Origin of the sequence: Nocardia sp. NPDC058497, assembly GCF_042720195.1 — a bacterium.
In the GTDB taxonomy this organism is placed as follows: Bacteria; Actinomycetota; Actinomycetes; order Mycobacteriales; family Mycobacteriaceae; genus Nocardia.
Window position 1 is genome coordinate 1 of record NZ_JBHXMY010000147.1, and the last position, 12,035, is coordinate 12,035.

General features: G+C 68.6%; 13 protein-coding genes and 2 pseudogenes. 8 read left to right on the forward strand and 7 right to left on the reverse strand.

What is annotated here, in order from left to right:
* Positions 1 to 366 (forward strand): annotated as a pseudogene (locus ACFWPJ_RS12795) (ATP-dependent DNA ligase); the annotation flags it as partial.
* Positions 367 to 475: 109 nt separating this feature from the next.
* On the opposite strand, the gene ACFWPJ_RS12800 reads toward ACFWPJ_RS12795, so the two are convergent.
* Complete coding sequence (locus tag ACFWPJ_RS12800; RefSeq protein ID WP_378850324.1) at positions 476 to 1,078, reverse strand: hypothetical protein; 603 nt, start codon at positions 1,076 to 1,078, stop codon at positions 476 to 478.
* Between the two features lie 169 nt (positions 1,079 to 1,247).
* Between ACFWPJ_RS12800 and ACFWPJ_RS12805 the strand changes: the two genes are divergently transcribed.
* Positions 1,248 to 1,481: an anti-sigma factor family protein gene (locus tag ACFWPJ_RS12805; RefSeq protein ID WP_378850327.1), complete on the forward strand. Its 234-nt coding sequence runs from the start codon at positions 1,248 to 1,250 to the stop codon at positions 1,479 to 1,481.
* A gap of 2 nt (positions 1,482 to 1,483) precedes the next feature.
* Here the strand turns inward: ACFWPJ_RS12805 and ACFWPJ_RS12810 are convergent, their stop codons facing one another.
* Entirely contained in the window at positions 1,484 to 1,981 is a 498-nt protein-coding gene (locus ACFWPJ_RS12810) for a DM13 domain-containing protein (protein ID WP_378850329.1), read from the reverse strand.
* A 115-nt stretch (positions 1,982 to 2,096) separates the two neighbouring features.
* On the opposite strand from ACFWPJ_RS12810, the gene ACFWPJ_RS12815 reads away from it, so the two are divergent.
* The 3 genes and pseudogenes from ACFWPJ_RS12815 to ACFWPJ_RS12825 form a co-directional block, all read left to right on the forward strand.
* On the forward strand, positions 2,097 to 2,747 hold the full coding sequence (locus ACFWPJ_RS12815; protein WP_378850332.1) for an RNA polymerase sigma factor: 651 nt from the start codon (positions 2,097 to 2,099) through the stop codon (positions 2,745 to 2,747).
* Between the two features lie 125 nt (positions 2,748 to 2,872).
* Positions 2,873 to 3,577 (forward strand): flavodoxin family protein, encoded by a 705-nt coding sequence (locus ACFWPJ_RS12820; protein WP_378850334.1) that lies wholly within the window; start codon positions 2,873 to 2,875, stop codon positions 3,575 to 3,577.
* A gap of 366 nt (positions 3,578 to 3,943) precedes the next feature.
* A pseudogene (locus ACFWPJ_RS12825) lies at positions 3,944 to 4,270 on the forward strand (transglycosylase family protein); the annotation flags it as partial.
* Positions 4,271 to 4,361: 91 nt separating this feature from the next.
* On the opposite strand, the gene ACFWPJ_RS12830 reads toward ACFWPJ_RS12825, so the two are convergent.
* On the reverse strand, positions 4,362 to 4,871 hold the full coding sequence (locus ACFWPJ_RS12830; RefSeq protein ID WP_378850337.1) for a DoxX family protein: 510 nt from the start codon (positions 4,869 to 4,871) through the stop codon (positions 4,362 to 4,364).
* A gap of 24 nt (positions 4,872 to 4,895) precedes the next feature.
* A complete protein-coding gene (locus ACFWPJ_RS12835) occupies positions 4,896 to 5,648 on the reverse strand; it encodes a dioxygenase (RefSeq protein WP_378850358.1) in 753 nt (250 codons plus the stop codon).
* A 99-nt stretch (positions 5,649 to 5,747) separates the two neighbouring features.
* Here ACFWPJ_RS12835 and ACFWPJ_RS12840 point away from each other — a divergent pair, with 99 nt between their 5' ends.
* Positions 5,748 to 6,200 carry a MarR family winged helix-turn-helix transcriptional regulator gene (locus tag ACFWPJ_RS12840; RefSeq protein WP_378850340.1) on the forward strand — a complete coding sequence of 151 codons (453 nt, stop codon included), beginning with the start codon at positions 5,748 to 5,750 and terminating at the stop codon, positions 6,198 to 6,200.
* Here the strand turns inward: ACFWPJ_RS12840 and ACFWPJ_RS12845 are convergent.
* The gene (locus ACFWPJ_RS12845) at positions 6,197 to 7,444 is read right to left on the reverse strand and encodes a PucR family transcriptional regulator (RefSeq protein WP_378850343.1); all 1,248 of its coding nucleotides are present in this window, start codon (positions 7,442 to 7,444) and stop codon (positions 6,197 to 6,199) included. The genes ACFWPJ_RS12840 and ACFWPJ_RS12845 overlap by 4 nt on opposite strands.
* Positions 7,445 to 7,635: 191 nt before the next feature.
* Between ACFWPJ_RS12845 and ACFWPJ_RS12850 the strand changes: the two genes are divergently transcribed.
* Together ACFWPJ_RS12850 and ACFWPJ_RS12855 are read left to right on the forward strand one after the other, a co-directional pair.
* Positions 7,636 to 8,796, forward strand: a complete 1,161-nt coding sequence (locus ACFWPJ_RS12850; RefSeq protein ID WP_378850346.1) for an esterase/lipase family protein — start codon at positions 7,636 to 7,638, stop codon at positions 8,794 to 8,796.
* A complete protein-coding gene (locus ACFWPJ_RS12855) occupies positions 8,793 to 10,085 on the forward strand; it encodes a lipase family protein (protein ID WP_378850349.1) in 1,293 nt (430 codons plus the stop codon). Before ACFWPJ_RS12850 ends, ACFWPJ_RS12855 begins: the two co-directional genes overlap by 4 nt.
* Positions 10,086 to 10,584: 499 nt before the next feature.
* Here the strand turns inward: ACFWPJ_RS12855 and ACFWPJ_RS12860 are convergent, their stop codons facing one another.
* Together ACFWPJ_RS12860 and ACFWPJ_RS12865 are read right to left on the reverse strand one after the other, a co-directional pair.
* A complete protein-coding gene (locus ACFWPJ_RS12860) occupies positions 10,585 to 11,559 on the reverse strand; it encodes a cation diffusion facilitator family transporter (protein ID WP_378850352.1) in 975 nt (324 codons plus the stop codon).
* Positions 11,560 to 11,705: 146 nt separating this feature from the next.
* Positions 11,706 to 12,035 (reverse strand): hypothetical protein (locus ACFWPJ_RS12865; protein ID WP_378850355.1); only part of this gene is annotated, 330 nt, incomplete at its 5' end.

Here is a 12,035-nt window from a genome sequence, read left to right on the forward strand (position 1 = left end):
GGGATCGATCCGTCCGTCGGCACCACCGCGTTCATCAAGGAAGACCGTCACGGCAAGGTCTACCTCGATTCCACCCGGGCGGGCGGAGCGACCGTCATCGCTGCCTACAGCCCGCGTATCCGGCCCGGCGTTTCGGTGTCGTTTCCGTTGCGCTGGAACGATATCGACGATGTCATCCCGGCTGACTTCACGCTGCGTAGCGTGCCCAACCTGCTCGGTGACACCGATCCGTGGGCGACGGAAATGCCTGCACCGCAAAAGCTTCCGGCCGACCTGGTCGCCGAGGGACACACCATTCCGATCGCCCGGGTGCAGGCGATGCATGAGGGGAAGCGGCGGGCTCGGGCGCGGCGGGCCGGCGAATAGGGTGTGCCAGCCGCACGCGGTGCGGTGGTGGGGTCGGCACAGCGTCGGCCGTCGCCATCTCGCCTGCCATGGCTGAATCTCGGTTCCGAACAGCGGCGCGTCCTCGCGACTACGCCGCGGCGAGCATCCGATGCCTGTGCGGCCAGGCGGCCGGGTGCGACAGTCGGGCCGCGGTCGGGCGCAACCGCATCCCGGCAGCCGGCCGCTGCGAGTCGACCGGCACGGTCGCGAATTTCCGGGCGTTGCAGTCGGCCTGCGTGGTCGTCGGCTTGCGCGCGTCGGCGAAGACAACCATCCGTAGCACGAGGAATCGCGCGATCCCGGCCAGTCCCGATGCCGACAGATAGACGATCTGCTCGGTGAGGACGCCCGGCGTCGCCTGCACCGCGAACAGGACGAACATCGCCGCACTCGTCACCGCGTAGGCGGCCGCCGCCGATCCGGCCGACTGCAGGTGCTCGCGCCACCCCGGCAGCGTGTGCCCGCCGAAGGTGATCAGCGCGTGCAGCACCGTGCCGAGGACCGTCGACGCGATCGTGACGACGGCGTTCGCGACCGCCCACGGCATGACCCCGGCCAGCTGCGCGACCGCCACGCTCGACGCGAGCCCGAGCCCACCGCCGCAGACCACGAAACGCGCGAACGCGGCGATCGGGCCGGGTGCGCTGTCCGCGCGCTGCTTGTCCCGCCCGTTTCGCACGTTGTTCGTCATGTCGAACACTGTACGACTACCGCACACTGTGCGCAATGAGGAACGCTGTGCCGGGGAGGAAGTGCGCGCTAGCATCGGCACTTGTGCTCGCCTGAGCTGTAACGCCGCGGGCCGAGCAGGCTCTGAACGGTGAGGAATATGCTGTGCCGAGCGACCGAGAGGAGCCAGCGTGGACTGCGACGAATTCGTCGAGTTGGTCACCCGCTTCCTCGACGGCGCGCTCGACGGAGACGCCGAGCTGCGCTTCCTCGCCCATATCGCCGAGTGCGACGGCTGCGAGGTCTACCTCGACCAGATCCGCCGCACCACCCGTGACCTCGGGCGCCTCGAGCCCGAGCAGCTGTCCGGCGAGGCGCGCACCAGCCTGCTCGCGGCGTTCCGCGACTGGCACCGCCCCGCCTGAACTCAGGCCGGAATCAGCGTGGCCGCCCCGAACGACACGTGGAAGCGGGCGCACCAGATACTCACCGACTCGATGGTCGACAGATCCGTGCCCGCGGGCAGTTCGTAGTTCTGATTGCCCTCGTTGCCCTCGAGCGCGCCCAGATCGACATGCGTGCCGTCGTCGAAGTTGTGCCAGTCGTCGCCGATCACCGGCTGATCGGTGAGCCACACCCGCAAGGCGGGCCCGTCGGACGTGCGCAGATCGGTGATCCGCAGGACCAAGGTGCCGTCCGGCGTGCGCTGCAACTGCACCGAACCGCTCGTGTCGTGCTCGTGCGAGAGGAACTCGCCGGTCGCGATCACCGACAGCGGCGCACCCGCGGAGATCGGCGCCTCGTCGACGGTCGTCGTCGTGAACAGCCGCCACGGCTGGAACAGATACAGGCCGACCGCGAGAGCGGCCACGAGGCCCACCGCCAGCACACTCAGCACGGTCCGGCGGGTACGACGCTGTGCCATGGTCTTCTCCTTCTCTCCCATGCCCCTTCCGTTCCCGCACCCATCGCGCGCGTTACACGGTCTCCCGGCGGTACTGTGCTGCCAGCGACGCGAGCTGTGACGGCGAGGAGACCCTGTGCGACACGACGGCGCCCTGCCCGCGGACGACGTGCTCGTCGCCGAGCTGCGCGCCGGGGTCGAGGCGACGTTCGCCCTGGTCGTCGACGCCTGGTCCGGTTCGATGCTGCGCCTGGCGCGCTCGTTCGTCTCCACCGACGCCTCCGCCGAGGAGGTCGTGCAAGAGGCGTGGCTGGCGGTGGTGCAGGGTATCGACCGGTTCGAGGGCCGTTCCTCGCTCAAGACGTGGGTGTACCGGATTCTGGTGAACACCGCCAAGAAGCGGGGGATCAAGGAGCATCGCACCGTCCCGTTCGCCGCACTGCTGCCCGAGGGCGAGGGGCCCACCGTGGATCCCAGCCGCTTCCGGCCGCCCGGTGACCGCTACCCGGGCCACTGGGCGATCGGGCAGAAGCCGCAGCCCTGGTCCGAGCCCGAGGACGCCGCCGAGCGCGCCGAGCTGGCCAGGCAGCTCGCCGCCGCCGTCGCCGACCTGCCCGAACGCCACCGCACGGTACTGACCCTGCGCGATATCGATGGCTACTCCGCCGACGAGGTCTGCGAGCTGCTCGACCTCTCCGCGGGCAACCAGAGGGTCATCCTGCACCGCGCCAGGGCGACGGTGCGCGCCCGCCTCGAGCGGTACTTCGAGCTGACCGCCCATCACTGAGCCCACGACATCGTGCTGTGTTGCCGCTGCACCCTCGGGCGTGACATCGCGGACGTAACGTCACGGGTTGTGCAGCGGGCGGCGTGCCCGTCGTCGCGTCATCCATTCGAGGAGGCCGAACGACCATGGCGACCTATGACGATCTGTCGGCGCTGTTCATCAACTGCACGCTCAAGCGCTCGCCCGAGCCGAGCAACACGCAGGGCCTCGTCGACGTCAGCGCGCACATCATGGCCGAGAACGGTGTGGCCGTCTCGCACATCCGCGCGGTCGACCACGACATCGCCACCGGCGTCTGGCCGGATATGACCGAGCACGGCTGGGCCACCGACGAGTGGCCCGCGCTGCAGGAGCAGGTGATGGCCGCCGACATCCTGGTGATCGCGGGGCCGATCTGGCTCGGTGACAACAGTTCGGTCACCAAGCGGGTGATCGAACGCCTCTACGGCAACTCGCACCTGCTCAACGCCGCCGGTCAGTACGCCTACTACGGCAAGGTTGGCGGCTGTGTGATCACCGGCAACGAGGACGGGGTCAAGCACTGCGCGATGAACATCCTCTACAGCCTGCAGCACCTGGGCTACACCATCCCGCCGCAGGCCGACGCGGGCTGGATCGGCGAGGCCGGGCCGGGTCCGTCCTATCTCGACCCGGGTTCGGGCGGCCCGGACAACGACTTCACCAACCGCAACACCACCTTCATGACCTGGAATCTCCTGCATCTGGCCAGGATGTTGCGCGATGCGAACGGCATCCCAGCGCACGGCAACCAGCGCTCGGCATGGGACGCGGGCTGCCGATTCGGCTTCGAGAACCCCGACTATCGCTGATCTCGCCGGGTCCGCGATGCCCGAATCGCCGGGATCGAAACGTGACCCAGGCCTCTATTGCTGAGTGATCCCGGTCACATTACAGTCGTATAACGACAGTAATGTGATTTCGAATTTGTCACGGCCGACCTGCGGGGAACGCTGTTCCTTTGGGCAATGACTGCTACAGACGTCCCCGTGATCGGGGCGTGATCTCAGCTCGCATTCCGGCTACATTCGGTAACGGCTTGAACGACAACCCGAGCCGAATCGAATCGCAGAACACCGGAAAGCCTGCCCCGCGATTCGAGGATCCCCGACATTCCTGAGGGGCAGGGACGCGGTAGTTTCCAGCACCGAGCCGGTGGGCGCAGGCAGGAAAATCTTATGTCTTTCAATCGCAAGTTCACCACTCGTGCCCTTGGTTTCGCCGCTGTCGCCGGTGCGCTGATCGCCGTTCCGGCCGGTCTGACCACCGCTACCGCCTCCGCGAACAACTGGGACGCCGTGGCGCAGTGCGAGAGCACGGGCAACTGGAACATCAACACCGGTAACGGCTACTACGGCGGCCTGCAGTTCTCGCAGAGCACCTGGGAGGCCTACGGTGGCGCCGGCACCGCCGACAACGCCAGCCGCGAGGAGCAGATCCGCGTCGCCGAGAACGTGCTGGCCGCGCAGGGTCCCGGCGCCTGGCCGGTGTGCAGCGCCTACCTGTAAAACGCGCTGAATATAGACTTTCCTTGTCGGGAAACGGAATACCCGCTATTCGATGCACACGTCGAATAGCGGGTTTTTTCGTTGTATTTCAATTTCGGATGAGCAGCACGATGCCCGCCGCGATCAGCGCGAGCGCAATAGCCGCCAAGCCGTAGACGAGCTTGTAGTTGCGCAGCCCGGGGACGAACCGGTCGAGGGCGAAACCGCCCGCACCGGTGAGGGCCAGACACGTCGCGGCCACCGCCAGGATCACCTCGTACTCGATGCCCTTGGGCGAGAAGAAGCCGCCCCATTTGAACGCGATCGCGTTGAGCATCGTGCCCAGGATCGCCGCCGCGGCCAGCGGGGTGAACAGTCCGAGAATCAGGCCGATGCCGCCGAGGGTTTCGCTCAGCCCCAACACAACGGCGAAGGGCTTGGCCATCGGATAGCCGCTGGTGGCCAAGAATCGTTCGGTGCCGGAGAGGCCACCGCCGTCGAACCAGCCGAACAGTTTCTGGGTGCCGTGCGCGGCCATGGTCGCGCCGACGCCGAGGCGCAGGACCAGAAGTCCGGCGTCGGTGGGTGTGGTCGATGTCGTGGTCGATGTCGTCGTCATGGCGAATCCTTCCGTTTCTGCTGGTCAGCCGATCTGAATCGAGCGTCGTGCCATTCCGAACCAGTAACCGTCGATGACGGTCCGCAGGGAATCGATATCGTCAGCGCCCGCGCCGAGGCTGAAGAACAGGGGAGCGAAGTGCTCGGTGCGCGGGTGTGCCAGCCGCGCCGCGGGGGCCGTGTGCTCGAAGTCGAGCAGCGTGTCGATGTCTCGGTCGTCGAGCGCCCGGCGGCCCCAGTCGTCGAACTCGGCGGTGAACGAGTGCACGTGCACGTCGTCGGCGGTGAGCGCACGCAGGTTGTGGGTGAAGAACCCGCTGCCGATGATGAGCACACCCTCGGCGCGCAGCGGGGCCAGCAAACGGCCGAACTTCATCAGGTCCTGCGGATCCAGTGTAGGGATCGATAGTTGCAGGACGGGAACGTCGGCGTCGGGATACATCTGCGTGAGCGGTACGTAGGCGCCGTGGTCGAGGCCGCGCTCGGGGTCGTCGGCGACCGCGCCGCCGAGCAGTGCCCGCACCCGCGCCGCGAGCTCGGGTGCGCCGGGCGCCGGGTAGCGCACATCGTAGTAGCGCGGGGCGAAGCCGCTGAAGTCGTAGACCAGCGGCACTGTCGTGGTCGCGCCGAGGGTGATCGGCGCGGACTCCCAGTGCGCGGAGACCATGAGGATCGCCCGCGGACGTGGCAGGTCGGCCGACCATGCCGCGAGCTCGGCGGGCCAGGTGGCGTGGTCGATCAGCGGCGGGGCGCCGTGGGAGAGGTAGAGCACAGGCATCGTCACGGTCGGACCCTTCGGATCGGCGGTCTGCTTATGTTCAAATTTGAACAATACGCGGCGAGCGGCTATTCCACGGAGATGATTAGGGTTTGCCGCATGGAAGAACCCAGGTGGCTCGATGCCGAGGAGATGCGGGCGTGGGTGGGCTTCCTCGCCGCGGGCGCGCTCGTCGACCGCGCGGTCGACCAGCACCTGAAAGGCGAGGGACTCACGCACACCCAGTACGAGGTCCTGGTCCGGCTGGCCGCCGCGCCCGGCGTCGCCATGCGGATGACCGACCTCGCCGCCGCCCTCTACACCTCCAAGAGTGGCCTCACCTATCAGGTGGGCAAGCTGGAGAAGGCGGGCCTGGTGCGGCGGGTCGACGATGACACCGACGTCCGGGGCGTCAACGCCGTGCTGACCGAGGCAGGCCGCGCCAAACTCGACGCCGTGGCGCCGGGGCACGTCGAGGTCGTGCGCCGGGTGTTCGTCGACGTACTCGACCCGGCACAGCGCACCGCGATCGCCGACGGGCTCGGCGTGGTCACCGACCGGCTGACCCGCTAGGCCTGTGGGTCCTCGCCGGGCCGCTGGGCGGAGTCGAGCCGGTGCACGGTGAGCGCGGCGGCCAGCATCCTGGAGTCCGTCGGATCGGCCGGATCGAGCCCGGTGAGTTCGGCGATCCGGCGCAGCCGGTAGGTGAAGGTGTTGGGGTGCACGTGAATTCGCCGTGACGCCGTCTTGCGGTCGGCGCCGTGGCGCAGATGCGCTTCCAGAGCTTCGACCAGGTGTGGACTGCCGAGCAGCGGAATCACCCGTTGCGCCAGGCGTTCTCGCGCCGGACCCGGCCGGGTGAGCTGGTACTCGAGCAGCAGATCGTCGAGGCGGTAGCAGCCGCCCGGCTTGCCGCGCAGCCGCGCCAGCTCGGTCAGTTCGGCCGCGTCCTTCGCCGCGGCCGGGATGCCGTCGCGGCTGACACCGGAGAATTCGGCCAGATACACCGTCACCCCGAACTGCTCGGCCAGCCGCGCGGCGAGGTTGTCGAAGCGCTGCGCGTCGAGGACATCGGTCTCGGAACCGCTGCTCAGCAACGCGATTCCGTTCGCGCCGTCGAAGGTGGCCGGGGTGGTGGTGCCCGTGAGTTCGTCCAGCGCGCGCTGCAGCACCCGGATCCGGCGCCGGGTCACCAGGTTGGCGGCACTGCCGGTGCGGGCCGCCTCGCTGAGGTGGATCGCGAGGACCGTGTACTGGTCGGCCAGGACGGTATCGGCGCGCGCGGCGAGTTCCTCGGCGGGCAGGCCGCGCACCAGCGCCGAACACAGTTCCCGCCTGGCCTCGCGCTCGGCGTGGTAGATCGACTGCTCGACCTCGGTGTAGGTCTCGACGACGGTCATATTGATATGGCGCAGCAGGTCGAGCAGCCTGCTGCCGACCAGCACCAGTTCGTTCATCTCCGACGGCTCGGTCAGCGCGAACGCCTCGGCCAGCACCGATTGCGCCGATCCGTGGATCGCGCCGATCAGCATCGGCAGCGGCAGCCGGTCCTCGGCGTGCCGCTCGGCGACGGGCGCGACGAACGCGGCCACCTCGGCCTGGGTGAAGTCGCGGTCGGCGGCGATCGCCTCGAGAACAGCCCGTCCGCACGCGTAGATGGTCGGCAGCACTTCGGCGGTGAAATGGCCGGGCGGCAGCTCGGCGGGTGCGGTGGCGCCGAGGCCGTCGGCGAGCATGCGCTCGGCGATCTGGGGCCAGCGTGTCAGGAGTCGAGCGGTCAAAGCGGGTGGTGCGGAAACGGGGTGTTCGGCGAGCATGACCCGATTGTGTCCGAGGACAGGGCGCGAGGGGGCAGTCCCATCGAAAACGCACAGAACTTGGTTCCCGCGCCAAGCTCCCGCGCGTTTTCTCGGTGCACGGTGCAGTGACACCGATGTGGCGGCGGTCATAGATTCGCAGAGCGCGTCCGAGCCACCGCTGGCCGGCGCGGTTCGACGGAAGTGACCTCATGTTTGCAACGACGCATCCCCTGCGCCGCACCCTGTGCGGACTCGGCATCGCCGCTGGCCTGACCGCGGCCTCGGTTCTGGGGACCGGCCAGGCCGCCGCAGAACCCGCGCTGGAACCGACCATCGCCTCGCTGGCCGGCTACCTGGACGCCACTATGACCACGGCCGCCGACGGCCGCCGCCCCACCGCCATCGCCGACACCGGCAGCGCCTCGGGCAGCAGCTCGGGTTCGGCGGGCAGCCGTTCCTCCGACACGGTCGGCGAGGGGCCCGAGATGTCGGCCTACCTGCCCGCCTTCGCCTACGGACTGCTCCATCCCGATGCCGCGCCGCCCGGCGCCAACCGCTGGGACTGCAAGCCGACCGCGCAGCATCCGCGCCCGGTCGTGCTGCTGCACGGCACCTGGCTCAATGCCTACGACACCTTCTCCCACCTCTCGCCGCGCCTGGCGAAGGCCGGGTACTGCGTGTTCACCCTGAACTTCGGCAAGTCCGCCCTGCTCGAGGGCGGCGGCCTCGGCGCCGTGCTGCCGGGCCGCTACGGCGTTGGCCCGATGGCCGACTCCTCGCGCCAGGTCGCCACGTTCATCGAGCGCGTGCGCGCGGCCACCGGGTCCGACCAGGTCGACATCGTCGGCCACTCCCAGGGCGGCACCGTCGCCAATCACTATCTGAAGTTCGAGGGCGGCCAGGGCAAGGTCGGCAAGCTGATCAGTTTCGGCGCCACCCACCACGGCACCGCGCTGCTCGGCATCGCCACCCTCGGCCGCATGATCAACAACGCCGGCATCGACATCCTCGGCTTCTACCGGCCGATCATCGGCGCGTCCAATGTCGAGCAGGCCATCGGCTCGCCGTTCTACACCACACTCAACGCCACCGGTGACACGGTGCCCGGCGTCTCCTACACCGTCGTCGGCTCCCGCTACGACGAGGTGATGAATCCCCTCGACCTCGCGTTCCTGCGGGCCGGGCCGGACGCGACCGTGGACAACATCGCCCTGCAGGACGGCTGTGAGCAGGACGTTTCCGACCACCTGACCATGATGTATTCGCCGCGCGCCACCTCGATCGCGCTGCGTGCCCTCGATCCGGAAGGCAGTCCCACCTTGGCTTGTACGTTCAACCCCTGGTTCTTCGGTGGCGGCGGCAGTCTATGACCATCGACGCTCTGGCGCTGACGGTCTGGAGCACCGCTCCGCTGCTACCGCCGAACGACCCGTTCTACGCCACGCCGCCGGACATCGAGTCGCTCGCGCCGGGGACGGTGGTGCGGACGCGCCCGGTGGAGCTGGCCCTGTTCGGGCTGGTGCGGCAGCGGATCGCGGCCTGGCAGCTGCTGTACCGCACCTGCGATCTCGACGGCGCACCCGAGGTATCGGTCACCACGGTGCTGCTGCCGTGGGGCGCCGACCCGTCGCGTCCGCGTCCGCTGGTCTCCTTTCAATGCGCCATCGATGCCGTTGCGCCCCAATGCTTTCCGTCCTACGCCCTGCGGCACGGCGCGAAGATCACCGGGTCCATCGCGCCGCTCGAGCTGCCGATCATCGCGATGGCGTTGCGGCAGGGCTGGGCGGTGTCGGTGCCCGATCACGAAGGTCTGGGCGGCCGGTTCGGCGCGGCGCGCGAGCCCGGGTACCGGGCGCTGGACGGGATCAGGGCCGCGCTCGGCTTCGCCCCGCTCGGCCTCACGCCGACGACGCCGGTCGCCCTGTGGGGATATTCGGGCGGTGGTCTGGCGACGGCGTGGGCCGCGGAACTGGCGGCCGAGTACGCGCCCGAGCTGACCATCGTCGGCGCGGCGGCCGGGTCGCCGGTCGGTGACCCCGCCGCGGCGTTCGTCCGCCTCAACGGCGGCTGGTTCGCCGGGTTCCCCGCGGCCTTCGTCGCCGGCCTGCGCCGTGCCTACCCGGAACTGGACCCGGTCCTGCACGAGCACCTCGACGCCCGCTACCACGGCCTGCTCGGCGAGGCAGAGCAGCGCACCACCTTCGCCCTGCTGTGGCGCTTCGCCCGCCGCGACGTCGCCCGGCATCTGCGCGGTGGCATGGCCGGGCTGCTGGCCGAGCCCGCGCTGCGGCGCATCCTCACCGACATCGAACCGGGTACCCGTGCCCCGGCCGCGCCGATGCTGGTGGTGCAGGGCGTGCGCGACGAGGTGATCGCGGTCGCCGACATCGACGCCCACGTCCAGCGCTATCGGGCAGCGGGGGCCGTCGTCGAGTACCTGCGGGTGCGCCGCGGTTCCCATCTGCCGCTGGAATTCCTCGTCGTTCCGGTCGTGCTCGCCTGGCTCGCCGATCGCTTCGCCGGTCGTCCGGCGACGTCGGGGACGACCACGGTCGCCTCCGTCGCCCGCACGGCCGCGGCCCTGCGCGCGCACCTCGACTTCCTCGGTCTCGTCGCGCTGATGCTCGGCGGCCGACCGGTCCGCGGCGCCGGGAAATAGGTGGAACCATATGTCCCGCTATCTTTTCGGTGCCCCTATTTCTTGGGGCATTGGAAATGCTGATTTATCGGATGGTGCAACACGACTCTCACGGAGTTCTCATATTCTCCTCAGAAACATGCGGTATTTGGGACATAACCGCAGGTAGTAATAGGTTTATGGAGTCGATTGTTACGGCGGTCACGAATTCCGGAATTCCGTAACTCGCGGCATTCGGGTGTCGATACGCCCTCTGTAAGCCAGCTCCGGCTGGGCCTATGCGAGAAACAGAGGAATTACTATGATCCCCGTTATCATCGACACCGGTAGCGCTGCCCTGAGCGGCCTCTTCGACACCCTCGGCGCCGCTCTGAACGGCCTGGTCAACACCCTGTGGACCGGTTCCTTCGGCGGCTGATCAAGCCCCCTAGGTCGATGAAACGACCGGGTCCGCCCTGACGCGTGACCGACGAGAAGGCCCCGCACCTGTCCAGGTGTGGGGCCTTCCCTCGTCTGCGGTTCAGTGCGTGTGCGGAGCGTGCCCGGCCGACACGTGCTTGGGGCCGTGCGCCTCGGCGCAATGGTTGTCGTCGTCCACGGTGCCGATTCCGATCACCTGCGGCCTGGCGTGGTCGACCTGCAGGGTGACGTGCGCGATGTGGTGCTCGTGGTCGAGCATGTGCGCGATGTCCTCGCGGACCGCGTGGCAGTCGTGCCCCGGCTGCACGAGCACATGCGCCGACAGGGCGGGGTCGCCGGAGGTGATCTCCCAGATATGCAGGTCGTGCACCTCGGTCACGCCGTCGCGGGCGGCCATGTCGCGACCGACCTGTGCGGGGTCGAGGTAATCGGGCGCGGCTTCCAGGAAGATGCGGCTCGACGCGCGGATCAGCCCGATGCCCGCCTTGATCATCAGCGCGACCACGATCAACGTGGCGACCACGTCGGCCTGCACCCAGCCGGTGAGGATGATGACAAGGCCCGCCGCCGCGGTCGCGATGAAGGCGAACAGGTCGTTGAGGATGTGCTGGTAGGCGCCCTCGACATTGAGGCTGGTCCGGTCGGCGCGGCTGATCATCCAGGTCGCCAGCACATTGACCACGATGCCGATCAGCGCGGTGACCAGCACCAGCGTGCCGTGCACCTCCGGCGGCTCGAACAGCCTGCGGATCGCCTCGTAACCGAGCCACAGCGCCAGCAGCAGCAGGGTCAGCCCGTTGGCCTGGGCCGACAGGATCTCCACCCGCTTCCAGCCGAACGTCATCCGGCCGGTCGCCGGGCGCGCCGCGAGCCGGATCGCCACCAGCGCCAGTGCGATGGAGGCGGCGTCGGTGGTCATGTGCGCCGCGTCGGAGAGCAGGGCCAGCGAATCGGCCACGATACCGACGATCACCTCGCCGATCAGGAAGGTGACGATCACCGCCAGCGCGCCGGCCAGCCAGCGCTTGTCGCTGTCGGCCGACACTCCGTGGTCGTGACCATGTCCTGCGCCCATCACGTTCACCTCTCCCTGGGGTCCGATCGGTCGCAATCATATGCACACATCGCTATGTATGCAATTCGTTCTTGATCCCTGCGCACCGGAGAGGCGATCGTCGCTGGTCATCGGGCTGCGGCCACGTGATCCGGTCTGAATCCAGCCTAGGGCTCCTCGTCCGGCCACTCGTCGTCGACGACCACCCGGGCGGTCGCGTACTGGGCAGCGATCACCCCGCAGGGATAGGTCGGCCAATATGACACCGCGCCCGTTGCCTTGTCGATGACGTGCACCGAGCCGCCGACCGGCAGCGGCCGGTCCGGTGGCGCGTGCGAAGGCCGCACGGCGAAAACCACGAAACCGCCGGTGAATTCGACGATGTGACGGTCGGTGTCCGGAATCGGGTGCAGGTGGTCGGCCGCGATGCGGGTGGCCTCGGCCCGGTCGACCGGCGTCCGGTCGCTTATACACAAAGTGAGAGTGCGACGAAGAGA

Bases quoted from the DNA above. Each gene is read 5' to 3' on its own strand.
- ACFWPJ_RS12820 (WP_378850334.1), top strand. From the start codon at position 2,873: ATGGCGACCTATGACGATCTGTCGGCGCTGTTCATCAACTGCACGCTC.
- ACFWPJ_RS12840 (WP_378850340.1), top strand. From the start codon at position 5,748: ATGGAAGAACCCAGGTGGCTCGATGCCGAGGAGATGCGGGCGTGGGTG.
- ACFWPJ_RS12800 (WP_378850324.1), bottom strand. From the start codon at position 1,078: ATGACGAACAACGTGCGAAACGGGCGGGACAAGCAGCGCGCGGACAGC.
- ACFWPJ_RS12830 (WP_378850337.1), bottom strand. From the start codon at position 4,871: ATGACGACGACATCGACCACGACATCGACCACACCCACCGACGCCGGA.
- ACFWPJ_RS12850 (WP_378850346.1), top strand. From the start codon at position 7,636: ATGTTTGCAACGACGCATCCCCTGCGCCGCACCCTGTGCGGACTCGGC.
- ACFWPJ_RS12810 (WP_378850329.1), bottom strand. From the start codon at position 1,981: ATGGCACAGCGTCGTACCCGCCGGACCGTGCTGAGTGTGCTGGCGGTG.
- ACFWPJ_RS12845 (WP_378850343.1), bottom strand. From the start codon at position 7,444: ATGCTCGCCGAACACCCCGTTTCCGCACCACCCGCTTTGACCGCTCGA.
- ACFWPJ_RS12835 (WP_378850358.1), bottom strand. From the start codon at position 5,648: ATGCCTGTGCTCTACCTCTCCCACGGCGCCCCGCCGCTGATCGACCAC.
- ACFWPJ_RS12855 (WP_378850349.1), top strand. From the start codon at position 8,793: ATGACCATCGACGCTCTGGCGCTGACGGTCTGGAGCACCGCTCCGCTG.
- ACFWPJ_RS12860 (WP_378850352.1), bottom strand. From the start codon at position 11,559: ATGGGCGCAGGACATGGTCACGACCACGGAGTGTCGGCCGACAGCGAC.